The organism is Rhodococcus sp. G-MC3, assembly GCF_030063335.1.
In the GTDB taxonomy this organism is placed as follows: Bacteria; Actinomycetota; Actinomycetes; order Mycobacteriales; family Mycobacteriaceae; genus Rhodococcoides.
Map to the genome: position 1 here is coordinate 89,750 of NZ_JASISW010000003.1, position 25,849 is coordinate 115,598.

32 protein-coding genes and 1 pseudogene are annotated in these 25,849 nt (G+C 62.5%); 22 read left to right on the plus strand and 11 right to left on the minus strand.

Annotated features, from left to right (window positions below):
* Window positions 1-11: 11 nt before the first annotated feature.
* Window positions 12-1,121 carry a TIGR03364 family FAD-dependent oxidoreductase gene (locus QMK17_RS03890; protein WP_283507128.1) on the minus strand — a complete coding sequence of 370 codons (1,110 nt, stop codon included), beginning with the start codon at window positions 1,119-1,121 and terminating at the stop codon, window positions 12-14.
* A gap of 170 nt (window positions 1,122-1,291) precedes the next feature.
* On the opposite strand from QMK17_RS03890, the gene QMK17_RS03895 reads away from it, so the two are divergent.
* Together QMK17_RS03895 and QMK17_RS03900 are read left to right on the plus strand one after the other, a co-directional pair.
* Window positions 1,292-2,035, plus strand: a complete 744-nt coding sequence (locus QMK17_RS03895) for a GntR family transcriptional regulator (RefSeq protein ID WP_283507129.1) — start codon at window positions 1,292-1,294, stop codon at window positions 2,033-2,035.
* A complete protein-coding gene (locus QMK17_RS03900; RefSeq protein ID WP_283507130.1) occupies window positions 2,032-2,727 on the plus strand; it encodes a phosphonatase-like hydrolase in 696 nt (231 codons plus the stop codon). The genes QMK17_RS03895 and QMK17_RS03900 overlap by 4 nt, the downstream gene beginning before the upstream one ends.
* 204 nt (window positions 2,728-2,931) lie before the next feature.
* On the opposite strand, the gene QMK17_RS03905 is transcribed toward QMK17_RS03900, so the two are convergent.
* The 3 genes from QMK17_RS03905 to QMK17_RS03915 form a co-directional block, all read right to left on the minus strand.
* Entirely contained in the window at window positions 2,932-3,753 is an 822-nt protein-coding gene (locus QMK17_RS03905; RefSeq protein WP_283507131.1) for a transglutaminase-like domain-containing protein, read from the minus strand.
* A 249-nt stretch (window positions 3,754-4,002) separates the two neighbouring features.
* On the minus strand, window positions 4,003-4,317 hold the full coding sequence (locus tag QMK17_RS03910; protein WP_336620127.1) for an MFS transporter: 315 nt from the start codon (window positions 4,315-4,317) through the stop codon (window positions 4,003-4,005).
* A complete protein-coding gene (locus tag QMK17_RS03915; protein WP_283507133.1) occupies window positions 4,281-5,183 on the minus strand; it encodes an MFS transporter in 903 nt (300 codons plus the stop codon). The genes QMK17_RS03910 and QMK17_RS03915 overlap by 37 nt, the downstream gene beginning before the upstream one ends.
* A gap of 299 nt (window positions 5,184-5,482) precedes the next feature.
* Here QMK17_RS03915 and QMK17_RS03920 point away from each other — a divergent pair, with 299 nt between their 5' ends.
* From QMK17_RS03920 to QMK17_RS03930, 3 genes are all read left to right on the plus strand, one after another.
* Window positions 5,483-6,490 (plus strand): fumarylacetoacetate hydrolase family protein, encoded by a 1,008-nt coding sequence (locus tag QMK17_RS03920; RefSeq protein ID WP_283507134.1) that lies wholly within the window; start codon window positions 5,483-5,485, stop codon window positions 6,488-6,490.
* Between the two features lie 30 nt (window positions 6,491-6,520).
* Window positions 6,521-7,198, plus strand: coding sequence for an FAD-dependent monooxygenase (locus QMK17_RS03925; RefSeq protein ID WP_283507135.1), 678 nt, complete (start codon window positions 6,521-6,523; stop codon window positions 7,196-7,198).
* Window positions 7,199-7,269: 71 nt separating this feature from the next.
* Window positions 7,270-7,638, plus strand: coding sequence for a hypothetical protein (locus tag QMK17_RS03930; protein WP_283507136.1), 369 nt, complete (start codon window positions 7,270-7,272; stop codon window positions 7,636-7,638).
* Window positions 7,639-8,030: 392 nt separating this feature from the next.
* Here QMK17_RS03930 and QMK17_RS03935 read toward each other — a convergent pair whose 3' ends face one another.
* Window positions 8,031-8,966, minus strand: a complete 936-nt coding sequence (locus QMK17_RS03935) for an NADP-dependent oxidoreductase (RefSeq protein ID WP_283507137.1) — start codon at window positions 8,964-8,966, stop codon at window positions 8,031-8,033.
* A gap of 122 nt (window positions 8,967-9,088) precedes the next feature.
* On the opposite strand from QMK17_RS03935, the gene QMK17_RS03940 reads away from it, so the two are divergent.
* The 3 genes from QMK17_RS03940 (at window position 9,089) to QMK17_RS03950 (ending at window position 10,323) form a co-directional block, all read left to right on the plus strand.
* Window positions 9,089-9,562, plus strand: coding sequence for a MarR family winged helix-turn-helix transcriptional regulator (locus QMK17_RS03940; RefSeq protein WP_283507138.1), 474 nt, complete (start codon window positions 9,089-9,091; stop codon window positions 9,560-9,562).
* Between the two features lie 271 nt (window positions 9,563-9,833).
* A complete protein-coding gene (locus QMK17_RS03945) occupies window positions 9,834-10,001 on the plus strand; it encodes a hypothetical protein (protein WP_283507139.1) in 168 nt (55 codons plus the stop codon).
* Window positions 10,002-10,095: 94 nt separating this feature from the next.
* On the plus strand, window positions 10,096-10,323 hold the full coding sequence (locus tag QMK17_RS03950) for a hypothetical protein (protein ID WP_283507140.1): 228 nt from the start codon (window positions 10,096-10,098) through the stop codon (window positions 10,321-10,323).
* A 462-nt stretch (window positions 10,324-10,785) separates the two neighbouring features.
* Here QMK17_RS03950 and QMK17_RS03955 read toward each other — a convergent pair whose 3' ends face one another.
* Entirely contained in the window at window positions 10,786-10,944 is a 159-nt protein-coding gene (locus QMK17_RS03955; protein WP_283507141.1) for a hypothetical protein, read from the minus strand.
* On the opposite strand from QMK17_RS03955, the gene QMK17_RS03960 reads away from it, so the two are divergent.
* Window positions 10,943-11,923, plus strand: coding sequence for a sigma-70 family RNA polymerase sigma factor (locus QMK17_RS03960; protein WP_283507142.1), 981 nt, complete (start codon window positions 10,943-10,945; stop codon window positions 11,921-11,923). The genes QMK17_RS03955 and QMK17_RS03960 overlap by 2 nt on opposite strands.
* A gap of 46 nt (window positions 11,924-11,969) precedes the next feature.
* Here the strand turns inward: QMK17_RS03960 and QMK17_RS03965 are convergent, their stop codons facing one another.
* Window positions 11,970-12,440, minus strand: a complete 471-nt coding sequence (locus tag QMK17_RS03965; RefSeq protein ID WP_336620123.1) for a YkgB family protein — start codon at window positions 12,438-12,440, stop codon at window positions 11,970-11,972.
* Between the two features lie 459 nt (window positions 12,441-12,899).
* Here QMK17_RS03965 and QMK17_RS03970 point away from each other — a divergent pair, with 459 nt between their 5' ends.
* Window positions 12,900-13,352, plus strand: a complete 453-nt coding sequence (locus QMK17_RS03970; RefSeq protein WP_283507144.1) for a hypothetical protein — start codon at window positions 12,900-12,902, stop codon at window positions 13,350-13,352.
* A 2-nt stretch (window positions 13,353-13,354) separates the two neighbouring features.
* Window positions 13,355-14,137, plus strand: coding sequence for a cyclase family protein (locus tag QMK17_RS03975; RefSeq protein WP_283507145.1), 783 nt, complete (start codon window positions 13,355-13,357; stop codon window positions 14,135-14,137).
* 15 nt (window positions 14,138-14,152) lie between these two features.
* On the opposite strand, the gene QMK17_RS03980 is transcribed toward QMK17_RS03975, so the two are convergent.
* Window positions 14,153-15,082: a LysR family transcriptional regulator gene (locus QMK17_RS03980; RefSeq protein WP_283507146.1), complete on the minus strand. Its 930-nt coding sequence runs from the start codon at window positions 15,080-15,082 to the stop codon at window positions 14,153-14,155.
* 222 nt (window positions 15,083-15,304) lie between these two features.
* Here QMK17_RS03980 and QMK17_RS03985 point away from each other — a divergent pair, with 222 nt between their 5' ends.
* The 6 genes and pseudogenes from QMK17_RS03985 (at window position 15,305) to QMK17_RS04010 (ending at window position 19,920) form a co-directional block, all read left to right on the plus strand.
* A complete protein-coding gene (locus QMK17_RS03985) occupies window positions 15,305-16,066 on the plus strand; it encodes an SDR family oxidoreductase (protein WP_283507147.1) in 762 nt (253 codons plus the stop codon).
* Between the two features lie 43 nt (window positions 16,067-16,109).
* Complete coding sequence (locus QMK17_RS03990; RefSeq protein ID WP_283507148.1) at window positions 16,110-16,385, plus strand: hypothetical protein; 276 nt, start codon at window positions 16,110-16,112, stop codon at window positions 16,383-16,385.
* Window positions 16,386-16,650: 265 nt separating this feature from the next.
* Window positions 16,651-17,217 carry a CsbD family protein gene (locus QMK17_RS03995; RefSeq protein WP_283507149.1) on the plus strand — a complete coding sequence of 189 codons (567 nt, stop codon included), beginning with the start codon at window positions 16,651-16,653 and terminating at the stop codon, window positions 17,215-17,217.
* A gap of 108 nt (window positions 17,218-17,325) precedes the next feature.
* Window positions 17,326-18,273, plus strand: coding sequence for a YihY/virulence factor BrkB family protein (locus tag QMK17_RS04000; protein WP_283507318.1), 948 nt, complete (start codon window positions 17,326-17,328; stop codon window positions 18,271-18,273).
* 101 nt (window positions 18,274-18,374) lie between these two features.
* Window positions 18,375-18,782 carry a YciI family protein gene (locus tag QMK17_RS04005; protein WP_283507150.1) on the plus strand — a complete coding sequence of 136 codons (408 nt, stop codon included), beginning with the start codon at window positions 18,375-18,377 and terminating at the stop codon, window positions 18,780-18,782.
* Window positions 18,783-19,920, plus strand: a pseudogene (locus QMK17_RS04010) (RNA polymerase sigma factor).
* Window positions 19,921-19,966: 46 nt separating this feature from the next.
* Here QMK17_RS04010 and QMK17_RS04015 read toward each other — a convergent pair.
* Window positions 19,967-20,521, minus strand: coding sequence for a TetR/AcrR family transcriptional regulator (locus QMK17_RS04015; protein WP_283507151.1), 555 nt, complete (start codon window positions 20,519-20,521; stop codon window positions 19,967-19,969).
* Between the two features lie 93 nt (window positions 20,522-20,614).
* On the opposite strand from QMK17_RS04015, the gene QMK17_RS04020 reads away from it, so the two are divergent.
* Window positions 20,615-22,054, plus strand: a complete 1,440-nt coding sequence (locus QMK17_RS04020; RefSeq protein WP_283507152.1) for an FAD-dependent monooxygenase — start codon at window positions 20,615-20,617, stop codon at window positions 22,052-22,054.
* A gap of 8 nt (window positions 22,055-22,062) precedes the next feature.
* On the opposite strand, the gene QMK17_RS04025 is transcribed toward QMK17_RS04020, so the two are convergent.
* A complete protein-coding gene (locus QMK17_RS04025; protein ID WP_283507153.1) occupies window positions 22,063-22,524 on the minus strand; it encodes a MarR family winged helix-turn-helix transcriptional regulator in 462 nt (153 codons plus the stop codon).
* 93 nt (window positions 22,525-22,617) lie between these two features.
* Between QMK17_RS04025 and QMK17_RS04030 the strand changes: the two genes are divergently transcribed.
* The 3 genes from QMK17_RS04030 to QMK17_RS04040 are packed head-to-tail and all read left to right on the plus strand — an operon-like array spanning window position 22,618 to window position 24,569.
* The gene (locus tag QMK17_RS04030; protein WP_283507154.1) at window positions 22,618-23,130 is read left to right on the plus strand and encodes a VOC family protein; all 513 of its coding nucleotides are present in this window, start codon (window positions 22,618-22,620) and stop codon (window positions 23,128-23,130) included.
* A 31-nt stretch (window positions 23,131-23,161) separates the two neighbouring features.
* A complete protein-coding gene (gene wrbA / locus QMK17_RS04035) occupies window positions 23,162-23,761 on the plus strand; it encodes an NAD(P)H:quinone oxidoreductase (RefSeq protein ID WP_283507155.1) in 600 nt (199 codons plus the stop codon).
* A gap of 37 nt (window positions 23,762-23,798) precedes the next feature.
* Window positions 23,799-24,569: a pirin family protein gene (locus tag QMK17_RS04040; RefSeq protein WP_283507156.1), complete on the plus strand. Its 771-nt coding sequence runs from the start codon at window positions 23,799-23,801 to the stop codon at window positions 24,567-24,569.
* A gap of 58 nt (window positions 24,570-24,627) precedes the next feature.
* Here the strand turns inward: QMK17_RS04040 and QMK17_RS04045 are convergent, their stop codons facing one another.
* Window positions 24,628-24,942 (minus strand): hypothetical protein, encoded by a 315-nt coding sequence (locus tag QMK17_RS04045; protein WP_283507332.1) that lies wholly within the window; start codon window positions 24,940-24,942, stop codon window positions 24,628-24,630.
* Between the two features lie 249 nt (window positions 24,943-25,191).
* Here QMK17_RS04045 and QMK17_RS04050 point away from each other — a divergent pair, with 249 nt between their 5' ends.
* The gene (locus QMK17_RS04050) at window positions 25,192-25,749 is read left to right on the plus strand and encodes a TetR/AcrR family transcriptional regulator (protein WP_283507157.1); all 558 of its coding nucleotides are present in this window, start codon (window positions 25,192-25,194) and stop codon (window positions 25,747-25,749) included.
* The last annotated feature ends 100 nt before the right edge of the window (window positions 25,750-25,849 follow it).

The window sequence follows — 25,849 nt, forward strand, 5'->3', positions numbered from 1 at the left end:
TCTCCTAGAGGTCAGAACGAGTCGACAATGGTGGGGGCGAGGCCGAACGCGGTGGTCATGCCGATGCCGGAGGTCACCGACACCACCCTCACGTTCGGCGCGGGGGAGGCGGTGAGGAAGTCGGTGCGCGGGCTGGTGGCGTAAATCCCGCGCCACCGGCGCAGGACGGTCAGCGGTGTTCCGAACAGTCGTGCGCCTTCGCGCAGCAGCAGTTCGGCATTGCGTTCCTCCTCGAACGGGGTGTGGGTCCGTGCGTGGTGGTGGGTGTCTCCGAGGACGATGGCGCCATCGGGGCGTTGGGTGAGCATGAGATTCATGACGACGTCGAGCAATTCCGGGGAATCGGTCTCCATTCGTGTGCGCACAGCGGTGGCCGACGGCATGGCCGCGAGCCCGTCGTATCGCAGCATGGACAGCCCGGTGAGTATGGCCGGGTCGATGACGACGCCTCCCGGTGGGGCGATTTCGAGCATCTGGAGGCGGCAGCGTTCGACGTTCCATTCGGCTGCGATGTCGGGGAAGAGTCTGTCGACGTCGTGGCCGACGGAATGAACCACGTGCCTTCCGCGAATGTCACCGCGCGAGGTATGCACGATGGGTTCGGCTGTGTCCATTGTGATCTCGCCTACGTGGGTGTTCCAGAAGAACTCGACTCCCTCCGATGTCAGCCACTCCGCGATCGCCGGCACTGCTTCCCTCGGATCAACTCGCAGGTCGAGGGGAAGGTGTGCAACTCCGAGGCCACCGATCGGCCCCGCGGCGTCGTGAAGCGTCACCTGCTCGGATCCGCGTTCGGCGGCGAACTCCTCGAGTACTGCGAGTTCGTCTGTCGCACGGGCGATGACGAGCGTCCCGCATTCGCGTACCTCGAATCCTGCCTTTCTGCCGAGCGTCAGCCACCGCTCTCGTGCTGAGAGTGCAAGTGTCAGCGCGTGTCCGGATTGTGCTGTGGTGCAGATGTGTCCGAAATTGCGGATGGACGCGCCTACGGCGCGGTCGTCGCGTTCGATCACTGCGACGGACATGCCGCGCAGCACCGCATCGACGGCATGGGCGAGGCCGACGATGCCGGCACCGACGACGACGAGGTCGAACGGATGGTGGGGGGTTCGGTCGATCATCACGAGAGGTAACAGTTCCTCGTGTGGAGTTACCCGTCAACGGTTGAAAGTGAGTTGTTTGAACAAGTTCACCGCACGTTCACATCCATCATGCAGCATCGTTTACAGTCAGGTTCAAGTAATGGACTGAATGGCACAGAGTTGTTCAGTCAGGTTGGAGGCCAGTCTCAGTGACACTTCCGTTGCATTCCCGCGTCGCCGATGCTCTTCGTATGCAGATCGTCGACGGCACCCTTGCCGTCGGAGCAGCTCTGCCGTCCGAGGCCACGTTGTGCGCGAGGTTCGAGGCATCGCGCGGCACGGTGCGAGCGGCTCTGGCCGCGCTACGTCACGAGGGGATGATCGCAGGCGGCCGGGGACGTCCGCCGGTGGTGTGCGATACCGCCGTCGCGCAGTCTTTCGAGACGTTCATGTCCTTCACAGCGTGGGCGGAGGCGATCGGCCGAATCGCCGGCCAGCGAACTCTGGAGGTGGCACGCCGCGGGGCGAGCTCGGTGGCAGCGGCGGCCCTCGGCCTGGAGGTGGGCACTCCCGTCATCGAAGTGATTCGGCTTCGCACACTCGACGGCATGCCGGCGATGCTCGAGCGATCGAGTTTTCTCGAATCGGTCGGGCGCACACTGTTCGACTTCGATCCCGACTCCGGCTCGATCTACGCGTATCTGATCGGTCAAGGGGTGGAACTGCACGAAGGCAAGCACACCATCGATGCCGTTGCTGCCACGGACGTCGACGCGGTGCACCTCGACATCGACCCCGGCGCGCCTCTGCTTCGCGAAAGACGCAGAGCCCTGGATCTTTCCGGAACTCCACTCGAATACGCCGACGACCGGTATCGACCCGACCGAGTTGCGTTCACCATCGACAACACCCGATCCGCGCACGACCTACGCATCGTCAAGGAGATTTCGTGACCCACTCACGCTCGTTCGACCTCGTCGCCCTCGACATGGCAGGCACCACCGTGGACGAGGGGGGCCTCGTGTACGAGGTGCTCTCGCAGACCGTCGTCGCCGCCGTTGGCAGGCCCCTTCCAGCCGAGCTGCTGGGGATGTGGAAGGGGACCAGCAAGCATGAAGCGATCGCGGGATTGCTCGACGCCCTGGATGCGCCCGCCGATTCCGAGGCCGTCGACACGGTTTTCGAAGACTTTCGTGCGCGCCTGATCACCGCCTACCGCGAGACCTCACCGAAGCCCGTGGCAGGTGTACCGGAAGCGCTGCGTGCACTTCGAGCGCAGGGCGTGAAAGTAGCGCTGCAGACCGGGTATTCCGCGGACATCGCCGATGCGATCCTCGTCGGGCTGGGATGGACCGTCGGCGCCGGTGACGATGACACGGTCGACGCGCTCGTGACGTCGGATCTCGTTGCGGCAAGCAGGCCAGCGCCCTACCTGATCTTCCGCTGCATGGAGGCCACGGGCGTGACCGATGTTCGACGCGTCCTCGTCGCTGGGGACACTCCCAACGATGTTCTGGCCGGATACAACGCGGGTGTGGGATTTGTCGTCGGTGTACTCAGTGGGTCCTTCGGCGAGGATGTACTGAGCAAGTCGCCGCTGACTCATCTGTTGCCGAGCCTGGCAACAGTCGGAGAGTTGATGTAAGGGCTTGTGATCTGTCCCGAGACTTCGGACCCTGAGTTCTCGAATCCCGCAACGTACCTGCCCACCGCGCGGTCGAAGGGTCAACATCGCTAGCAGGCTGCCATGACGGATCCGCCTGGTAAATAGCTGAAACTGGCAGTCGATTGGCAGCTGGGTGCGCACACCTACAGATGGTGAGCTGTTGCCCACCAGCGTCTTCGAGAGCTAGGTGAGAGAAACCAGCTCGGTGATGTCATCGGTGGGAAGCTCACCGTCGACGACCGCGGTGACGACTGCGTTGTTGAGAGTGATTGCGCCCTTGCGGTTGTCGAGAAAAGCGGTGTCGGCCGCATCGCGGCCGGTGGCAATTCGGACCAGTGTCGACCGCGGGGCGAGGCAGGTGGCGTCGACCACGCGCCATGTTCCACCGACGAAGCCTTCGGCGACGGCGTGAAAGTCCATCGGTTCGCAGCCGGGGGCGTAGACGGCAACGAGGCGAGCTGGAACGTTCAGCGCGCGAAGCATGGCCACGACGAGGTGGGAGTAGTCGCGGCACACTCCTGCGCCCGCGAGGAGGGTGTCGACGGCTCCGTCGATCGGGTCGCTGCTGCCCGGCACGTAGTTGAGACGCGCACCCGCCCAGGATGCAACCTTCTCGAGCAGTTCTTCCGAGTCGGCGTAGTCCCCGAACTCCGAGGCTGCGAATCCGTAGAACTTGTCGGCCTCGGCGTAGCGGCTCGGACGCAGGTACACCGACATGTCGTGGTCGGTGACCGGCGCGGGGTCGGTGTTGCCGATGATGGTGGCGTCGTACGCCACCTGAAGGTTGCCGACTCCGGCCTCGAAGACGTGGATGCGGTTCCCGTGGACACCGGAGACCTCTTTGGCCGAGATCGACTGACCGTCGAGGACGAAGGACAGCGATTCGATGACCTGGGTGCCCGGGTGCGGTGCCACGGCGATCTGGAATTCGAGGGTGGTGTCGGCGGTGATATCGACATCGAGGCGGGCGGAAACGTCGCGTTTTAGCACGGCAGCATCTTTCATCGAACGAAGGGTGGCGGGTGAGGGGCGCGGCACGCTGGTACCCGCAGGACTCACGGGCAAACGTTGGTTGCTGTGGGTCTCGTCACCCCCGAGGGCAACCCCGGAATCCTCAACCTGGTGAGAACCGGGCTCGCCACGACGCGTCCGACCTTGGAACAGGAGCCGGGCCTCGGGCGCACAGTGGTGACCTAACGGAGTCAGAACGCACTTGCTGCCGGTCTGCTCGCGATGAGCGCGGATCGGCCGACATCAGAAGGCCGGGATCGAGTGGCGCACCGATGGCAAGCGCGCCGCGACCACCGCGAGCACGAGGGTGAGAACACCCGCAACGACGAGAGCCGACGACAATCCTCCGGTCACCGTGCCGATGGCGAGAATCACCAACGCCGACAGGAACTGACCGATGAACAACGAACCGGTCCACGCACCGGTGCCTCGTCCACGCTCCTCGAACGGCATGGCTCCCAGTACCCAGGTCAGCAGCGTGGGGAGCAGGATTCCGCCGCCCGCGGAGGTGACCACACCGCCTACGACCACCATCGCGGTGTTCGGTGCGAGCCCGATCGCGACGACGCCTGCGCCTGCGGCAAGGAATGCGCTCGGCGCAACCTCTTTGGTCCGAACGTCCCGAGCTTGCCGAACGAGATCGCCCCGAGCGCTGTGCCCAGTGCCGCGAGAGCACTTACCGCACCGATGGCCCCAGATCCGCTGACGCCGACGTTCGACAGGGCGTAGGGGATCTCGACGATCGGTATGTAGAACACAATCCCGCCGAACAGGGTGACGGTCAAGGGGGCCAGGAGCGGACGCCATTGGACCGGCTGCAGGGTGGGGTGCGTCTGATCTTCGGTCGGTGCACTCGGCTGCCACAGCAGCACCGCGACCGAGCCTGCGAATACGATTCCCGACGCATACAGCCAGAACGGCGTCCGCCAACTCGACTGTGCGAGAGCGCCGCCCAAGCCGATGAAGACGACGGCCGAGAGGGAGCTGAAAACGACTTGCAGCCCAAGATAGCGTGCGCGTGTTCTTCCCTCGAAATAGTCGGCGATCAAGGTCGTGGCGCATGTCATGATCGCTGCCTCGGCAATACCGACCCCGACTCGACTCGCCACGATGGAGACGAGTGAATCCAGATAGAGCGGAGCGGTTCCGAACAGTGCGTACATCAGGAGCGAGATCTTCATCAAACGAATGCGGCCGACGGCGTCGACGATCCGGCGTGCACCGAACGCCAACAGTCCGACCATGAGTGCGGGTGTGGTGATGACCAAGGGGACGAGCCATGTCGCTGAGGACTGGTGCGAGAACTCGTCGAGAATCTGCGGTTGTGCGGGCGAGAGAAGGACGGCGCCCAGTACCGAGAGGCAACTGATCGCAATGAGAAGTGTCCCCTGCAGTGGGCCTTCGGTTCGCTGCGAATCAGTCATCTGCCGAGGTTGGGAAATTTCGTGTGTCATGCAGGCTCCATTGAGATCAGGGCTCCACTGGCGATGCGGAACGAAGTGACTCGGATCACGAGGTATTCGAAGTGTGATCGAGTCGATCGGTCGGTGGAAATCACAATTTCTTGGTGCCGGTATCAGTCGGATTGATATCGACCGCCATAAACACCAGTGATACCAAAGATCAGCAATTGACTGTTCCCTGATGCCCGGAGGCACGCGAAAGTGGAGGAGGTCACACATTCGCCTTGCTCGATCACCGCCAGGGAGCGTCGAGCGAACTCGTGAAAGAAGCTATCGCCGTGGATATCGCAGCACTGCCCATTCCCACCTTCGCGCTCGCCACCGTGCTTATCGACGGTCGACCGCATGCCGCACTGCTGGCAGGCGGCGCGTTCCTCGATCTCGACAGCGTCGCCTCCGAACTGCAGTTGCGCGCACCCATCAGTACCCGTGACGTCCTCGACGACTGGGAGCGCACATTGCCGATCCTGCGATCGCTCGCCGGTGCGTCCACCGGAACGTGGGTCGCGTTCGACGAAGCCGAGATCCTGGCACCGGTCGAGCCGCGCCAGATTGTGCAGGCCGGCGCGCACTACCGAACCCACGTCATCGACCTGGCGGTCAAGCACGCCGACATCTCGAACGGGCGGACCGAAGACGAGGTGCGCGCCGAGACCGCAGCAATGATGGACAAGCGCGCATCCGAGGGTGAACCGTATTTCTTCGTGGGTCTGCCTTCTGCGGTCACCGGGCCCTACGACACAGTGACGCTCCCACCGGGCACAACGAAAAACGACTGGGAACTGGAGTTGGCTGCCGTCATCGGTCGCCGTTCGCGCCGGTTGAGTGTCGACGAGGCACTGGACGCGGTTGCCGGCTACACCATCGTCAACGACCTCACTTACCGTGAATTGGTCTTTCGCCGAGACATGCCGGAAATCGGCACCGACTGGCTCCGCGCAAAGAACGCTCCCGGCTTCCTCCCGGTCGGCCCCTTCATCGTTCCTGGTGAAGAAACCGGTCCGCTCTCGGAACTGCGTCTGACGCTGGAATTGAACGGCACGGTCATGCAGGACGAGTCGACCAAGGACATACTCTTCGATGTCGCCCAGTTGATCTCCGCGGTCTCGCAGACCATCACCCTGCTACCGGGTGATCTCGTTCTGACCGGTAGCCCGGCGGGTAACGGCATGCATTGGGGTAGGTTGCTGCGCGACGGCGACGTCATGACATCGACCATCACCGGACTCGGCGCCCAGCGCACACCAGTGGTCGGGACGACGAGATGACATCGGCACTGCACTCCGTACTCGTGATCGGTGGCGGAATCGCCGGCACGGCTGCTGCAATCGGATTGGCGCGCGGAAGGCGTCACCGTCGATCTGGTCGAACGTGAATTACGCACGGACAACTGTGGATCCGGCATCACCCTGCAGGGAAATGCGCTCAGAGTTCTTCAAGATATCGGAGTGTGGACTGCCGCCGAGGCGTCCGGGTACGGATTCGAAGCGCTCGGACTCCGAGCACCGGACGCCGACGGAACGCTGATCGTCGAATTGAACGACGCACGCACCGGTGGACCAGATCTACCGGCGATGATGGGGATGGAACGCCCCGTTCTGGCCCGCATCATGCGAAACGCGGCGGAGGAGGCCGGGGTCAAGATGCGGTTCGGCGTCACCGTCCGTTCGCTGGCGCAGAACGATTCCGGTGTGGACGTGGAGTTCTCGGACGACGGCCGCGGGCGTTACGACGTGGTGATCGGCGCGGACGGAGTGCGTTCGTGGACTCGTCGCGCTGTGGGGATCGATCTGGAGCCGACCCCGACGGGCATGGGCATCTGGCGCCTTACCGGCCCACGGCCCCCGTCCGTCACCCGAACCGATCTGATCTACGGCGGAGCCGGATATATCGCGGGATACTGCCCCACCGGCGAGGATTCGCTGTACGCCTACATCGTCGAAGACGCGCAGGATCGAACTGCGCGATCGACATGATCGGCGGACCGCACCTCGTCGATGCGTCCAGCACGCAGCCGGCGTAGACGAGCGCTTGCGCGGGGCGTTCGGTGCCGACCCCACGATGGGCCGAAAACCACGAGGTTTTTCTCGACGCAGAGCCAGTTCTGGCATCCGAGATGAGGTGCCTCGCAGCGAACCGAGAGCTAGAGATCGGCGCCATCGACGTCAAGCCCGCGACGGAGCTCGCGACATGGTCGAAGCGAGAGCTCCGCGACCATTTGGACGAGTCGTCTTCCGGTAGCCCGCGCCGTTCCAATGAACTTGATGTCGATGCGCTGGGAATCGGCTCGGCTATGATCGCGACTGCGTATATGCAAAAGGCAGCAGGAGCAGTCGCCGTTCTCGATGCCCGGGAAGGGGTATTCCGGCGGCGCGAACGTGACCGCCGGCACGACGTCGAACCGGTTTTCGGCTGACGAAAGAACGTCTCTTGGTAGCCCCCGAAATCCCCTCCGGGATGGGCTGAAACCTACGCCTACACTGCAAGACTCTTATGTAAGGTCCTGAAGTCTCAGGGCTACTCTTCAAAACCAATTGTCGCAGAACCACTTTCGGGCCCTGTGTCGTTGCAGTGTATAGATTTCTTACAATCGGCGCCGAACCTGCAGCCGATTGCTGAACGGTTTCGGTGCCCGATTCTCACGGCAAACAGGCCCGACGGCAGCGCTGTATGCCATCGGGCCATCGATGCCTGCACTGATTTCATCCCGTCGTTCTGCGCGGTCCAGGATCCACGACACGCGACCTAATCCCGCCCGTACATGTCGGTGACACTTCTAGGTCCGGTAGACCGTCCGACGGGACTTCCTCAACTAAGTGAGAGGACGGTCTTGCCCGCGAGTCGCCCCGCCGCCGCGTCCTCGTGGACCGCGCGCAGCTGGTGGAGGGGGCGTCGGTCGGCGATGTCGAGCACGAGGCGGCCTTGATCGATGTGGGCGACGAGGTCTGCCAAGTGCTCACCGCTGGGCGTCACCCACACGTTCGCCGACCGGGTGGACCGTTGGTCGTCGGTCGGAATGGCTCCGGCTGAGCTGACCGCGATTCCGCCGTCGGCGACGAACGCGGTCAGCTTCGCGAGATCTTCCGGTGCCAGGCGGACGTGGTTGATCACCACCTCGAACGGCCCGCCGACTACATCCGGCTTGGCATCGAGATTGAGGGGGGCCACGACGTTCAATGCCCCGCGGGCGCGAAGTCGATCGGCGTGCTGCGGACCATCGACAGCAGTCACCGCGGCGCCGGCACCTGCGGCGAGTTGCACTACGAGGCTGCCGACGGCACCCCCGGCACCGTTGACGAGCACGGTCTGGCCTGCGCTGATACCGCCGAGCTCGATTACGGCCTGACGCGCTGCAAGTCCGGTGAGGGGCAGCGCCGCCGCATCCGTGAGCGGTATCGTGCTCGGCGCAGCGGTGATGTGGTTGGCCGCGATTACCGCGAACTCTGCGGCACCGCCGTGCGCGTCGAGCGGGAACATGCCGACAACGGAATTTCCGACTCGAAAGCCGTCGACATCGTTGCCGAGCTCCACGACGGTGCCCGCGACGTCCAGTCCCGGTGTGATCGGAAGCGGTGTGGGAATCGCCTCCGCCAACAGTCCGAGTCGGATGTGGTCGTCGACAGGGTTGAACGATGTCGCGGCGACTTGGACGAGCACCTCGCCCGGACCCGGGATGGGCCGGTTCACTGTCTCTTCGCGAAGAACGTCGGTTCCCCCGAACTCGTGATAGCGGATGGCTTTCATGTGACTCCTCGAAATTGTGTGGATCGGTACCTATAACCCTGAGTTGCCTAGGCAACTCAGAACAGCATTGCTAACTTGCCTAGGCAAGTCAAGCCGGCCGACTGGAGGTACGCTCGCATGCCATGACAACTTCCCCTCGATGGCTCGACGATGATCAGCAGGTCGTCTGGCAAGATCTGCTCTCGATCATCATCGGGCTGCCCGCGCTGCTGGATCAGCAACTGGAGCGCGACTCGGGCACCTCGAACTTCGAATACAGCGTTCTTGCCCGTCTCTCGATGACGGACGAGCGCACGATGAGGCTCAGCGACCTCGCGACCCTGTGCGACTGCACTCAGCCGCGCCTGTCTAAGGTGATGGCGCGCTTCGAGCGCAACGAATGGGTTCGTCGCTACTCCGACCCGGGCAACGGTCGGTACACGCTCGCTACGCTGACCGACGCCGGGATGCGCAAGGTTGTCGACAGCGCACCAGGCCATGTTGATCGCGTGAACGAGTTGGTGTTCGATCGGCTCACCGCGGCGCAGCAGCGCAACCTCGGTGCGGCGCTGGCCCGGATCGCAGGCACGGTACGGGAACAGCTCGGCCACCACTGACGAGGACTGCATCAGGTCGAAGCCAGCCTGGAACTCTGTGGGAAGGGGAACCGGCGGCTCGAAGAATGTCAGCAGAGATCACGGCCTTCACCACCGAATTTGCGGCTCGCGCGTGCCGTCACCGATGAGACGCGCCGGCAGCGGTTCGGCCGAACGAACGGTCTGGCTCCACGGGCACGGTGGCGCCGTCGGTACTACCAAATTGACAGACACGACGACATCCACCACTGCAATTTCAGTCTGATAAGTCAATAACCGGTACGGCATTGCCATGGCACGCCCACGCAAGTTTATCGAAGCGGATGTCGTCGCTCTCGCGGGTTCGCAATTCATGGCCACCGGTTACGGTGGAACTACTCTCGACGATCTCGTGAAAGTGACCGGACTGGGGAAGCGGAGCCGCAACAACACGTTCGGGGCAAGCGAGAACAGTTCTTGAAAGCACTCACGGCCGAGTCCGCCGATGCGGTGGCGGCGGTCGACGAGGCATTGGCGAATGCCGAGTTGACCCGATCGAGCGGATTCGCGCTCAGATGCTGAAACTGGCGGGCGCGTTGAGCAGTGAACACGAGGTCGGCTCACTCTTCATCACCGCCACCGTGGAGATGGTGCAGTGCGATTCGGATGTCGCTGGCACGGCTTACGCCGCCTACGAGGCATTGCGTGAGACCTATCGTCGCTGCATAGGCGATGCGCAAGAGTCTTCTGAGGTGGCCCGGGAGTCGACGCGGGATCGCTGGCCGCCTTCTTCGTTGCAATGACCCGTGGCATGGAGGTTTTGGGAAATGCAGGCGTCGACAGGATTGAGCTCACCGGTATCGCGATCGCCTCTTTGCGCGTGTTGCTTACGGACGTAAGGTTAGGGCCGAAATCCCAGCTGTCGCCGCGCAGCAACGCGCTGAGTCGAGTACCGGTCGGACGCGTAAGCGTATGAGCACGAACACTGCTCAGCACTGCTGGTTACTGGAAAGTTCATAAATCCTGAGCCGGCTGGTCGACCAGACGGACAAGTCCCATTCAGGGGGTGGCTCGACTCGGTGATGCAATGAACGCGAGAGACGAGCAGGTGGACGGCACTGGTGCAGTTCAGAAGAATTTTCGAATCGATCAGCGGCTTTTACACGAAACGGGGATATTCGCGCGAGCTGCGGACAACCAATCGACTAGTCGACATAAGGAATTCAGTATCGGTGGTGAACCGCCGGCTCGTTATTGACTTGATGTCAGGTCTTCCTGACGTTGCGGTAACTGCACGTTTCACGCCAATCGAGCAGGTGATGGTTGACGAACTCGCTGTCGTTGTCGGAGTCGACACAGATCAAGGGGAACTGCAGGATCTGAACCGCACCGGCGAGTCCGGAGCTTGTTATGGTGTGGTTCATGCGCGGAGTCGGCAGAGCGGATACCTCGCTGGGGGATGCTGGTGCTATTGCTGCCCTGAAGAGTCACGACGACGTCGGTGTCCGTCAACTGGTGGAGGCGTGGACCCCCAGCATGTTGCGCCTGGCCCGCGAGTACGTGTCAAGTGATGCCTCGGCGGAAGATGCAGTGCAAGACGCGTGGATTACTGTGCTCTGTCAAATCGAACGCTTCGAGCGTCGTAGCGCGCTGCGTACATGGGTGCTGGGGATTGCCATCAACACTGCCCGTCGCGCGGCAGGACGGGAACGCCGCACCATTCCGTTTTCCGCGATCCAGAGAGCGGAGCGCGATGACGAAGCTCCTGCTGTCGATCCTGCACGCTTTGATACGCGAACCGGGCACTGGGCGTCGCCGCTGCCGCGGTGGGATCTGCTGCCCGAGGAGCAGTTGACGTCCGCCGAGTTGCGTGGCGTCATCGACAGTGCCATTGCGGCGCTATCGGCACGTCAACGTGCGGTAATGATCGCCAGGGACGTGCTGGGCATGTCGACTGACGAAGTCGGCGAGCTATATGGACTTGGCACTGGCAATCAACGGGTACTCCTGCACCGAGCCCGAGGCAAAGTCAGGGCTGCTGTCGAAACTCACGAGGCGACGAGCACCGAGTATCCGAACACAAAGTCGTTCGAATCGGAGACGGCACGGGAGAGTCGTTCGATAGCGTGGCCCGGACCACGTCGTGCAGTGCCCGGCGAGAACCTGGTGTGCAGGCAGCTTGTGGAGCTAGTGACCAACTACCTCGACGGGGGCCTCGACAGGGGAATGCGGGACAGCGTCGAGGATCACCTGGCGGGATGCGGTTCGTGCAGGGGATATGTCGCTCAAGTGCAACGCGTTCTCGACGTCACCGTTGGGATAGTTCCGAATGTATCGCCGCAATTGGTCGATCAGCTCACTGCCGCTCTCCGCAACGTGGCTTTCGCACGCACCCATCCCTGAATGCGGTTCGGTCCTTCCTCGCAGCCGACAAAGAACGCCGCACGAACTAATTCTGCCGGATGGCTTGCAACGACTCAGCGGTGACGAGGAGGGAAGCAGCGAGAAACACGCTGTCTTTGATCAGGAACTGGCCCACCATCGATAGTTTCGGGGCGCCGTGGTCTTCTTGCCAGACCCCGGGTGTCGTAAACAAGAAACTCAGGGTTGTGGCAAACATTCCAACTGCTCCCAACCCGCCGACCACGGTGGCTCTGGGCGCAAGTGGCTTCGCTGCGATCAACGCTCCCAACGCGATCTCGGTAACTCCCACCATCTTTGACAGCTTCTTCTGACCGAACTTCCTCAGGAAGGGCGCAAACAGTGGACTCGAAGAAACTAAGGGTTGGATATTCGCCACCTCGTAGTCCTCGAACTTCAAAGTGCCGATCCACATTACATTCATCGCCAGTGCGTAACGCATGGACGAAGCTCCGACCGACTGAAGTACCTGGGCAGTGTCAGTTTGTCTCTTCATCATTCTGTTCCTTCGTGAGAGGCCGCGCGGCAGCCGTTGGTGATGCAGACGCCAAGTCGCCGAGGCTGAAAATCGTCTCTGGCGACACGAGGTCTGCAAAAAATGTTGTCAGAACTTAGTCCCGCCATCGAGCCGTTCGTTACAGGAATCGACGAAGCAGTTGCGTGCGTCTGCGGGTAGCTTCGCACTCCGTGTCTGCGAGACCACCAGCCGCGCTGCGCGGATACCGTTACGAATGGCAGCTGTTCGCCCGATCGGCGCGATGCGTCCGATTGGCCCGACGCGCTGCCCATTTCGGGGCGCTGGCGTCGGCGCTGCCGTGGACGGGGTCGATGGAGGCAGTGTTCGCGCGCCGCGACGCGGTCCTGTTGCTGCTCGCCGGTGCAGGTTTGTCGTACACCGCGATCGCAGCCCTCGACCACACTGCTGTCCCAGCACCTTCGGGTCGATACGTTTCCGGACATGACCGCAGCGCCGGACCGGGCAGGCCCGGTCGCGGTGTCGATCGATGGATGGGGACACATGCCGTTCCCACCGTCCTCGATGTCGCCGGCTTCGGTTGCCGACGTGGTGCGCGCACATACGATCGGGCAACCACCCCGACGTACCCCGGGCCGCATCCCTCCGCCACGCTGCCAGCTCGACAACGATCACGAGTCGACTCTGCCGGCCGCGGTGATCGAGGTGTCGGCCGATCTCGATGCGGGCTACTACAGCGCCGGTGTCGCTGCCCGCTGGCGTGCGCACACCGAGTTGGCCGAAATCCCCTCGCTCGTCGACGACGTCGAGGACCGCATCGAACAACTCCTTCGACGCACTCTCAATCTGATGGACGACCCGGAGGTCACCGAAAGACGAGCGCGTGCGGCCGATGAGGGGTTGCGGGTTGATCGGCCGTTTCGGGCTGGAGCGTGAGCATGGAAGGGCCACAGAAGGGGTGGCGCCGACGGACCAACCCGGTCCACACGATGCTCGACACCGGAACGGATGCGGTGGCCGGGGTTCAGGGCTTTCCACACGGGATCGGCGGCGCCGACGACGTGGTATCGATGCCATTGCAGTGTTCGACGCAATGGGACGGGCTCGGCCACATCTTCGATCACGGTAAAGCTTGGAACGGGCGCGCCGCAAACGAAGTCGTGACGTCGCTCGGCGACAGTGTGACCGGCATCGAAACGGTGGCCAACGGCATCGCCGGGCGGGGAGTGCTTCTCGATGTCGGTCGTCATCTGGGCATCGACGGCGAGCTGCCCGACGGTTTCGCCATCACCACCGAGCATCTTCGGAGCACGATCGAAGCACAGGGAGCCTCCTCCGAAATCCGTCGTGGAGACCTCGTTCTTGTGCGCACGGGGCAGCTCTCGCGAGCTCGACGGGACGGGTGGGGTGACTACGCGGGCGGTGCGGCGCCGGGCCTGTCCTTCACCACCGCAGACTGGCTGCACGACAGCGAGATCGCTGCCATCGCGACGGACACGTGGGGTTTCGAAGTGCGGCCCAACGAGTTCGATGACGCGTTCCAGCCGCTTCATCAGGTGGCCATCCCCAACATCGGATTGTTCCTCGGAGAAATGTGGGACCTGGATGCATTGGCGTCCGACTGCTCGCAAGACCATGTCTACGAGTTCTTTCTGACTGCAGCACCGATACCGGTGACGGGTGCGGTAGGTGCGCCGGTCAATCCGATTGCCGTCAAGTGACCGGACAATCGATACCTACGGTGCTTCGGTGGCCAACACCGCAGCACGGACGACCAGGTTGCGCAGGAAAGCATGCTCCGGGTCGCGGTCGTACACCGGATGCCACCACATGGCCTCGACCAACGGGCCCACGTCCACCGGACACGGGAGGTTCCGCAGGCCGACGTTGAGTGGTAGCAGGTTGACCAACCGCTCCTGCAGCAGTGCGATGCGCCTACTCCCGGCGATCAAGGACGGCACCGTGAGGAAGCTTTCGGTGATCACCTGCACCGTGGGTTCGATACCCATCTGCCGAAGATGCCGGGCAGCAGGCGTCGATGCCGTCTGACCGTGATAGACGAGAACCCAAGGCAAGGTTCGTAAATGGAGATCGGTGATCTCGTCCTCGATCTCGGTGTTGTCCGAGGCAAACACGATGACCCATCGATCGGTGTAGAGGTCGCGGTGCGGTAGATCGGTGACGAAACCGTGAGGCATCAGCATCAAATCGGCTCCCAGCAGCGATTTGTCCGCCTGCGCCACCACGTCAGGACTGGTGGGGGCGAACCGGAGTCGAGCGGACGGCGCCGTTTCGCTCATGAGCGTTGCCAGTGTGTCGCCGATGACGCTGATGTTGTAATCGCTGACGATCAAGCTGAATTCGCGAGTCGAACCAGCTGCGTCGAAATCGGGTTGCGCTGAAAAAACTCGCTCGACGCCGTCGAGTGCAAGGCGGGTTCGGCTGCGCAAATCGGCTGCAAGGGGAGTCAATCGGTACTCGTTGCCGGCCCGGTAGAGCAGTTCGTCTCCGAAGTGACGACGCAGGCGAGCGAGTGCAGCCGACAACGCGGGTTGGCTCAGGCCCAACTGCTGCGCGGACTTGGTCACGCTTCGGTTCTGTAGCAGTGCGTCGAGGGACACCAGTAGATTGAGGTCGAGACTGGCTACGTTGAAAATCTCACGCATGCCCACGACTCCGATTCGATGACGAGGCCGCCGGGTAAGTCCCGCAGCCTCACCAGCATTGCGTACTGGTTGCTTCAGAGGCAAGCCCGCGCGGGCTGTGCAGTATCGAGGCTGCCACCGGCACCGAGTGACGGCGTCTACGGTGTGGAGAAACTCTGTATTCGAGAAACTCTGTATTTCGAGAAACACTGATTTTCAAGACACTGATTTTCAAGACACTGGATGTGGAGGGTCGCATTGACCACACGTGAACGGGTTGTGCTCGTGACCGGGGCTGGGTCCGGCCTCGGACGGGCGATGGCGACGGCTCTGCTCGACGCCGACCATCATGTCGTACTGGTGGGCCGCAATACCGAAAATCTCGAGGCAACGGCCGTCGGGCACGAGCGCGCAGTGGTCCATTCTGCCGACGTGTCCTCGGTCGAGGAAGTTCGCGAGCTGTTCGCGTCGGTGTCCGAGCAATTCGGCAGGCTTGATGTTCTGATCAACAACGCCGGGACGTTCGGCCCGTCGGGAAGTATCGACGAGATCGAACCCGAAGCGTGGAGCGCGGCCGTTGCTGCCAATCTGACGGGCGTTTTCCTCTGCGCACGGGAAGCGGTTCGGATCATGAAGGCGCAGGATCCTCGCGGCGGCCGCATCATCAACAACGGCTCGATCTCGGCGCACACCCCGAGGCCGGGGAGCGTTGCGTACACCGCGACCAAGCACGGGGTAACAGGTCTGACCAAGTCGATTTCGCTCGACGGTCGGGACTTCGACATCTGTTGCAGTCAGATCGATATCGGCAATGCGGCCACCGACATGACCGCGGGTATCGGACGCGCTGCCAAGCAAGCCGACGGGACATTTCGACCGGAACCGACATTCGACCCCCGGCATGTCGCGGACACCGTCGTGCACCTGATCGATCTGCCGCTCGATGTCAACGTCCCGACGCTGACGATCATGGCGAACCGGATGCCCTACGTAGGGCGCGGCTGAGGAAGCGCGGACGTCCCGGCTCGGCCCGCTACTCTGGATCGTCATGAGCGCCGAGGAGATGCCAGCGGAAAGTGATCGTCACGATTCCACGCGCGAGGCAATTGCAGTGATGACAGCGTGGGCCGACGGCGCGGACGGCGTGGTGTTTTCGGCCGAACAGATCATGCGAATCGCCGAAGAGGACGACGACGGCATTTCGACGCTGGTCAGTGGACTCGTGAACCTGGCCGGAATTCTGCTGGTCGAACACCAACAGGTGACGGGCCGGGAACCGGCTCGAACGTTGCAGGCAGTGGCCGCGAAACTGAGTGAGTTGTAGCAGTTCCGGTCTCGTTTGTTGCATTGAGTGTTTCCATTCGACGTTTCCATTCGACCAGGCCGGGTACAGAGAGCTGGATTCGATCACCGTCGAAACGCCGACTGTGGTCGATACGTATGTACAACCAGTCGTCGCCGCGCGTGATGTGCTGTAGATCACTACATGTCGACGTTCGTGTGCGACGACGAGATCCGACCAACCTTTCGACGGTGACGCGCCAATCGGCCGAACCCCGAAACATCAGACGACTGCAAAGGAGCAGGCAATGGCCGACTTCATCGACAAGGCACAGCACAAGGCCGAAGAACTCGCGGGCGAGGCAAAAGAGGAAGCCGGAAGGGCGACCGATAACGACGACCTCCGCAGCGACGGGGCTTCGGACAAGGTGAAGGCCAATGCTCACCAGGCTGCGGACAAGATCTCCGACGGCTCCGAGACGGTAGCCGACATGGTCTCCGAGGGCGCCCACGCTGCGCGCGAGACGGTCTCCCAAACTGCAGACGAGGCCGCAGTTGGGGCATCCGACGCGCTCGACACAGCCAAGGAGACAGCCTCGAAGATCGCCGATACCGCCACCACCACCGCGTCGGAAGCCGTCGACACGGTTTCCGATCTCGCGGACAAGGCAGCGTCGAACGCTCGCCAGTACGACGTCCACGACGCGGTCGAGACAGCCAAGTCACCGCAGTTCGCTGTCATTGCCGCTGCTGTCGTCGGCGCGGCGGTAGTTACCGTGGTGCTTCGCCGTCGCAATCGTCGTCGCGACATCCCGCAGGTTCTGGCGCAAGCGCCTCGCGCAGTGCGCAAGCTTGCCGAAGCCGCCCGCGGCTGAGTCCCGGCAGCGCAGTACATCGCGTCCGTCCGGCACTCGAGGGGGGTGTCGGACGGACGCGTCATGAAATATCAGGAGCTATGACGTGAGCGTTGGAATCGACCGATGATGGTCACCCGAGTAGACGAGTTCCAGCGCAGGCATCCGTCGGCAGGATTTCCGCTCGCAGTGATCTACAAATTTCTCGACGACCGAGGCGGCTACCTTGCCGCGTTGATCGCGTACTACGCCTTCCTGTCGCTGTTTCCGCTGCTCTTGCTGTTCACTACGCTCCTGGGAATTGTCCTCTCCGGTAATCAGGAGCTGCAGGCGCAGATTCTCGATTCCGCGATGAGCCAAATTCCCGTGATCGGCGATCAACTGGGCCAACCGGATCGCCTCAGTGGCGGAGTCACCGCGATCGTGATCGGCGTCGTCGGATCGCTCTACGGTGGCCTCGGAATATCGCTTGCGGTGCAATACGCGATGAACACAGCGTGGTCGGTGCCGCGCAACGAGCAACCCGACCCACTGCGAGCGCGGCTGCGGGGTCTGCTCTTGCTCTCCACCACCGGGTCCGCGATCATCGGCCTGACCGTTCTCAACGGTATTGCATCTTCAGGAGTATTCGGTTTCGCCGGAGGCGCCCTGGCGTTGGTCGGCGCAGTCGTTGTCAATGCCCTCGTCTTCTCGGCGGCGTTCACAATCGGGACGGCCCGTGCATTGACCATCCGCGACGTTCTCCCCGGCGCCATCATCGCCGCAGTGATCTGGCAGGCTCTGCAATCGTTCGGCGGTATCTATATTCGCTACGTGGTGGGCAACGTCAGCACCAGCAACGGTATCTTCGCGATCGTTCTCGGGCTGCTCGGATTCTTATACGTCGCATCGATGCTCGTCGTGCTCTGTATCGAGATCAATGCCGTTCGGGTCGATCATCTGTATCCCCGTGCGCTCCTGACGCCGTTCACCGACAACGTCGAACTCACCGAGGGCGACAGGAATTCCTACACCGGCCAAGCGGAAGCGCAGCGCAACAAAGGTTTCCAGGACATCGTCGTGACCTACGATCAGTAAACAGTCCAGAATTCTTCGTCAGTCGTGTCGAGAACCGCCGTCTTGCTTCGTCCCAGGGGTGAATGCAGCAAGAATGGCTGCAACGACCGAAGGGGACCATCATGGCGAAGTACCTGTTTCTCAAGCACTACCGCGGGGCTCCCGACTCGATCAACGGGGTGCCGATGGATCAGTGGACACCTGCGGAGGTCGACGATCACATGCAGTACATGAACGATTTCGCAGACAAGCTGCGGACCACCGGCGAGTTCGTCAGCAGTCAGGCGCTGCGGCCAGAGGGGACGTTCGTCCGCTATGACGGCGAGGGCAAGCCTCCGGTCACGGACGGCCCGTTTGCGGAGACCAAGGACCTGATCGCCGGGTGGATGATCATCGACGTCGACACCTATGAGCGAGCACTCGAACTGGCAGGGGAGTTGTCGGCCGCGCCCGGCGCGAACGGCAAGCCGATTCACGAGTGGCTAGAGGTGCGCCCGCTCATGGGTAACCCGATGACGATCAACGAATAAGTGGACGAGCTTCTGCTGCGGGATCTCATTCCCGCAGTGATCGGCGTTCTCACCCGTCGCGGATTGGATTTCGCGACGGCTGAGGACGCCGTGCAGGAGGCACTGATCCAGGCAACTGCGGCATGGCGGGAGAAGATGCCGTCAGATCCGAAGGGCTGGCTCGTCACCGTCGCCTGGCGCAAGTTCCTCGACGCTCACCGTGCCGAAACGGCACGTCGCGATCGTGAGCAGCGGACGTGGGCCGAGCCTGCACCTGGACCGTCGGAGATCGCCGACGACACCCTGCATCTCTTCTTCTTGTGCGCATCCGTCGCTGACGCCCGCATCGGCGGTAGCTCTCACGTTGCGCGCGGTCGGGGGACTCACCACCAAGCAGATCGCCGAAGCCTATTTGGTGCCGGAATCGACGATGGCTCAACGAATCAGCCGGGCCAAGAAGACGGTTGCCGATGTGAGGTTCGACCGCCACGGTGATCTCGCGACGGTTCTGCGAGTGCTCTACCTGGTGTTCAACGAGGGTTACACGGGCGACGTCGACCTTTCGGCCGAGGCGATTCGGCTCACTCGCCAGGTCGAATCCATGACCGACGACGAGGAGACCTGCGGGCTGCTGGCGCTGATGCTGCTGCATCACGCGAGACGAAGTGCACGCACTCGCCCCGACGGCAGCCTCGTTCCACTTGCCGAGCAGGATCGGTCCCGGTGGGACACCACACTCATCGCGGAAGGTGTTGTGGTCTTGCAGAATGCACTGCGACGCGACCGCCTCGGAGAGTTTCAGGCCCAGGCAGCGATCGCGGCGTTGCATGCCGATGCGCCACGCGCCGAGGAGACCGATTGGGTGCAGATTGTCGAATGGTACGACGAGTTGGCGCGAATATCGGAAAGCCCTGTGGTGCAGTTGAATCGGGCTGTGGCGATCGGCGAGGCCGATGGTGCATCGGCAGGTCTTTCAGCGCTACGCGACGTCGACCCGACGGTTCCTCGTCATTGCGCCGCATCCGCCTATCTTCACGAGAAGGCCGGTGACGCCGAGGCTGCCGCCCGGTTGTACACCGAAGCCGCAGAGCGCGCCCCGAACCTTGCCGAACGTCACCATCTGACGATGCAGGCAGCGCGACTACGCGACGGGCTGTGATTCTGACGGGGCTGTGATTCTGAAGGGGCTGCCGAAAAACGTCCGGTCAGACAATGATGCCGGTCAAGTACCGCGTGAGTGTCGGACCGACCCATTCGACAACCTCGGCGTGCGTCATCTTCACCAGGGGCGGGACGCGCAGCACGTAACGCGAGAACGCGAGTCCGAGTATCTGGGATCCGGCGAGTGCGGCCCTATCACCATGGCGATCGGGCGTGATCGCAGTGAGCGCGGGGGAGACCTGATCGACGAATACTGCCAGCATCGTCTGTGCTGCAACCGAACTCGTGGCCGATGCGCGGAGCAGCGACAGGAAGGTGCCGTCGTCCTCCCAGACATCGAAGAACGTAGGCATCAGGGCTGCGGCGAGATCCTCGGGTGCGAGACCCCGTAGATCGGGTAGCCGAAGCTCGAAGGTCGCGGCTTCGGCGAACAGGGCGTCCTTGGTCTTGAAGTAGCGAACGACCATGGCGGCGTCGACTCCGACGTCGCCTGCGACGGCTCGCATCGTCGTGCGTTCGTAGCCTTCGGCGCCGAACCGAATGCGCGCGGCGTCGAGGATCGCTGCACGTGTGGTCTCTGCTGAGCGGATTCGGGACATGGCCCCCAGCGTAGTCAACACTCGTTGACCTGACGGCAGGTTAGGTCTAACGTCGGAAGTCAACAACCGTTGACCGACAACCAGGAGTTCGTCATGGATCATGCAGACGTCATCGTCGTAGGAGCTGGACCCGCAGGATGCATGCTCGCGGGGGAGCTCGCCTCTGCCGGTCGATCTGTGCTCGTCCTCGACAAGCATTCGGCTCTCTCTCCTCTGAGCAGGGCGTTCGGGGTTCATGCCCGCACCCTGGAGGTGCTCGATTCCCGGGGAATGGCCGATGAACTACTGACCACCGGCGCCCGGGTGGGCGGGTTGAAACTGTGGAACGACACCACGCTCGACCTCACGGTTCTACCGTCGAAGTACCCCTTCCTGCTTTCGACGCCGCAGACCAACGTCGATTCGCTGCTCGAGCGCTACGCCCGAGGCGCGGGTGCGCAGATACGCCGGGGCGTCACCGTGACGGGCGTCGAGCAGAACGATGCCGGTGCGCGCGTACACGGAACCACCGCCCGAGGCGAGGCAACGACGTGGTCTGCGGACTACGTCGTGGGCGCCGACGGTGTGCGAAGCGTCGTGCGCGAGGCCATCGGGCAAGAGTTTCACGGACGGGCACTGTTGCAATCGATCATGCTGGCAGACGTGACACTGGCGAACCCGCCGCAGGGAGTCATCAACATCGACGCGGGCCGCGATTGCTTTGCGTTCGTTGCACCGTTCGGCGACGGGTGGTACCGAGTGATCACCTGGGACCGTGCCGACACATCGAGCGACGAGGACCCGATCGATGAAACGTCGATGCGTGATGTTCTCACCCGAGCTCTGGGCACGGATTTCGGGTGGACGGACGTACGCTGGACCTCGCGATTCCGCTGCGATGAGAGGCAAGTCGATCAGTACCGGATCGGGCGAGTACTACTCGTCGGCGATGCTGCCCACGTGCATTCCCCTGCGGGAGCGCAGGGGATGAACACGGGAATCCAGGATTCGTTCAACCTGGGGTGGAAGCTTGCCGCTGTTCTCGGCGGAGCGGACGAGTCGATACTCGATACCTATCAATCCGAGCGGCATCCGGTTGGAAAGCTTGTGCTGAAGACATCCGGTGCGACCATCCGCATGCTTCTGCTGAAGTCGCGGGTCGCACAGTGGGTGCGGAATCATGTCATCGGCAAGGCGCTTCGAACACCGCGCATCGCTACCAGGATCGCCGCAATGTTCTCCGGGGTAGCAATCGAGTACGGGCACGGCGGCCCACATCGACTGATCGGGACCCGAGCGCCCCAGGACGAGGGGCTCGCCGAGGCGCTGCGAGCCGGGCGTTTCGTGCTTGTCTGCCAAACCAACGATCCTGATGTTGTTTTCGAGGGGCCTGTCCTACGGGTGCCGGGAGATGGTCCGGCGCTGCTGGTCCGTCCGGACGGCTACGTAGCGTGGGCCGGTTCGATTGCTTCGGGTGCCGCAGGCGCCGGGGGGTGGCACGACGCGCTCTCGCAGTGGGGTGGTCAGCGCCCGGCGCACTCGCGTGCGCTCTAGCTGTTGTCTTACTTTTTGTGCTGCATATCTGTGCGTATGTCGCTGAATGCGCGCCCGATCACCCTGACGTCGTCTTTGCCGAGAGCGTCGAACATGCACGCGCGGACGGTCGCAACGTGTCCTGGACTCGATTCGGCGAGCTTGTTCGCTCCGGCGTCGGTCAGTTGGGCCAAGGTGCCGCGCTTGTCGTCCTCGCAGAGCACGCGCTGCGCCCATCCGGCGTCCACGAGTCGCGTCACCGCGCGCGTTACCCCGCCGCGCGTGGTGGTGACGGCGTCGGCGAGATCGCTCATCCTCATTCGGCGGTCCGGAGCCTCTGACAACAGCACCAGTAGTTCGAAATCGGTGAACGAGATGTTCGAGTCACGGCTGAGCTGCCGATCGAGCGTCTGCAACAAGAGTCGCGTCGCGTCGAGGTAGGCCCGCCACGCCAACTGTTCTTCGTCGTCGAGCCAGTTCGGTGTGTCCATACCAAGACCATAGCCGATTGGTTGACAAAGCAACTATATTCGGTAATGTAGTTGACGGAGCAATCAACGAGTCGTTCGAGGAGAGGTCGGCCAATGAGCATCACCGCAGCCGAGCAAGAGCGTTCCGATCATTTCGAAGCGCAGCGCGAAAGGCTTCGTGCCGAGTACTTGACTTCGCCCGAATCACGCCCGCAGTCGTCGGCGCGCGGGCTGCACCACACGGCTCTCGTCAGCAGCGACGTCCAACGAACCGTTGAGTTCTACCAGGGGCTTCTCGAGTTCCCGCTGACGGAACTGATCGAAAACCGCGACTACCCCGGCTCCTCGCACTTCTTCTTCGACATCGGCAACGGCAATCTGCTTGCCTTCTTCGACTTTCCCGGACTCGACGCCGGTCCGTACCGGGAAGTCCTTGGCGGACTCCATCATGTAGCCATCAGTGTGGAACCCACGCGGTGGGAAGCGTTGCGCGTCAAGCTCGTCGACGCCGGAATCGAACTCGCCGAGCACAGCGACGTGTCCCTCTACTTTCGCGATCCCGATGGCGCCCGGATCGAACTCATCGCCGACCCGCTCGGTGAAATGTACGGCTCCAAAGTTCTCTGACCACAGCACTTTCAGTGAAGGGACTCTTGATATGACCAAGCTCGCCATTCTGTACTACTCTGCGACCGGTCACGGCTCCGCGATGGCCGACCGTCTGGCCGCCGCCGCCGAGACTGCAGGCGCGGAAGTTCGAGTGCGGCACATCGCCGAAACTCGTGATCCGTCGACGTTCGCGGAGAACCCCGCGTGGTCGGCCAACTATGAGGCGACCAAGAACAAGCCTGCTGCCACCGGCGACGACATAGTCTGGGCCGACGCGGTCATCTTCGGCTCACCCACTCGTTTCGGCAGCACTGCAAGCCAATTCCAGGCGTTCATGGATTCGCTCGGTGGATTGTGGGCGCAGGGCAAGCTTGCCGACAAGGTTTACGCGGCTTTCACGTCGAGCCAGACTGCGCACGGTGGTCAGGAATCGACTCTTCTCGGCCTGTACACGTCGTTGATGCACTTCGGCGGAATTTTGGTTCCCCCGGGATACACCGACGCGCTGAAGTTCACCGACGGAAATCCCTACGGCGTCGGCCATGTCACCGGGCCGAACAATCAGAACGAGCTGGACGACGCCGCACTCGCCGCGCTCGATCACCTCGCGACTCGCGTGGTGACCATCGCGGGCAAATTCAACAGCTGACAACTTTTCTCTCGCCCACGATTTGAGGATCTTCGTCATGACTCTTGCCTTTCCAGCCCTCGATGTCCGTCGCGCCGATGACCGTTTCAAGACCGACATCGGCTGGTTGGATTCCAAGCATTCGTTCTCGTTCGGTCACCACTACGACCCGAAGAACACCCACCACGGTGTGCTTCTGGTCAACAATGACGACATCGTCTCTCCTGGTCAGGGTTTCGACACTCACGCTCACAAAGACATGGAAATTGTCACGTGGGTCCTGCACGGTTCGCTCGTGCACCAGGACTCCATGGGCCACAACGGGATCATCTATCCGGGTCTTGCCCAGCGGATGAGCGCGGGGACTGGTGTTCGTCATTCGGAGAAGAACGATTCCTGGCGTGCCGACGCATCCGTCGGCAAGCACAGGGAACCGGTTCGCTTCGTTCAGATGTGGGTGCTCCCTGACGAGCCGAATATCACGCCCGGCTACGAGCAGCTCGAGATCGACCACGAACTGCTGGCGGGCGGGCTGGTTCCGGTGGCATCGGGGATGGACGAGTACGCGGACCATTCGGCCATCCGCATCAAGAACAAGTACGCGGCGATGCACGTCGCTCGGATGCAACCCGGCCGGCCCGCGACTACGCTGCCGGACAGCCCCTTCCTGCACATCTTCGTTGCGAGCGGCAGTGCTTCGCTCGAAGGTGTCGGGGTCCTCGCGGAGGGCGACGCGGTCAGAATCAGCGGGGGTGGCGGTCAGCAGATGACCACCGAGGCCGGCGCCGAGGTCATCGTCTGGGAGATGCACGCGAGCGTCGCCGAGTAAACGTTGCCCACAGCGCCAGCAGCTGCGATGTCACCCTCCACTCCGATGGCGCCAGGCGCTACTTGTCTTCGGTCACCTCCGGTGTCAGCTCTCTGGTCGCCATTCCGCCGTTCTTGCCCTTGTCCGACGGGCCGGGGTGTCCGCCTTTCGGCTCGTCCTCGGGTATTTCAGGTGTGATGTCTGCTGGTGTGTCGTTGTCTGGGGCCTTGTTGTCCGTCATGAGGCACGCATAGCCGGTACGGACGGAATTCAACCGTGCGGACACCAGGTTCTGCCGGCACTGGAAGATCTTCTTCCAGCACTTCGAGACCGAGGAAGAATCGAGTGACCGAGTCCGGCGATCGACGAACGGCGACGTTCTGATTACCGTCAATACACTTCACGCTCATGAGTGGATTTCTGAAGCAGCGGGTTGGCGATACGGCACTCTACAAGCTCGCGGCCAACCGATCGCAGGGGCCGCTGACTCCGGCAAGAGCGGCGGCACGGTGGAATCTTCGTTGCGGGCCTGTGCACCGCGGCGCTGGCCGCAGTCATCGTGCTCCTGAAAGTGACGCTCACTCACTGACGCATCCAGTGGCGGATTCACCCACGGGGACGATCTCGACGCATAATTGGGCGCATGCGGTCCCGACAAAAGATCTTGAACGCCACTCTCGGACTGATCGAGACCGGCGGATTCGAGGGTGTCAATGTAGCGGCCGTGGCGAGTGCGGCCGGTGTGTCGAGGCAGACCGTCTATTCAATTTTCGGTTCGAGAGAAGAGGTCGTCTCGCAGGCGATGGCCGGCCTCGCCATCGAGATATTCCAAGGAATCGAAGCCCGATTGGAATCGGCCTGCACGGCATGCGACTACGTCGTCGAAGCTGTCGTGTCGGGACGATCTGCCGTTCGTACTCATCCGGTGCTCGCTTCGCTCCTGGTTGCCGAGCAGGGCAATCCGGTGTTCGACTTCGAGATGATGGCACGAGCGAATCCCGTTGCGCGGCATCTGTTCGAGCCGATGGTCGAGCGCGGACTCGCCACGAGGGACGAGCTCGGCGACATCGTCGAGATCGTGGTGCGGCTAGGGTTATCGATCATCTCCTTCGACAGCGATGCTGTTCGAACCGACGATGCGCTTCGCGCCTTCTTGCGAAAGTGGCTCGCGCCTGCACTCCCTACAAATCCAACTCCCTGAAATCTCTTCACTCGACTATTGCTTCTTGACACTAATACCTGGAACTGTCTAGTTTGTAGCCACACGGTCAGACGACCGAGGGGATGTGGGGGGTACAGCG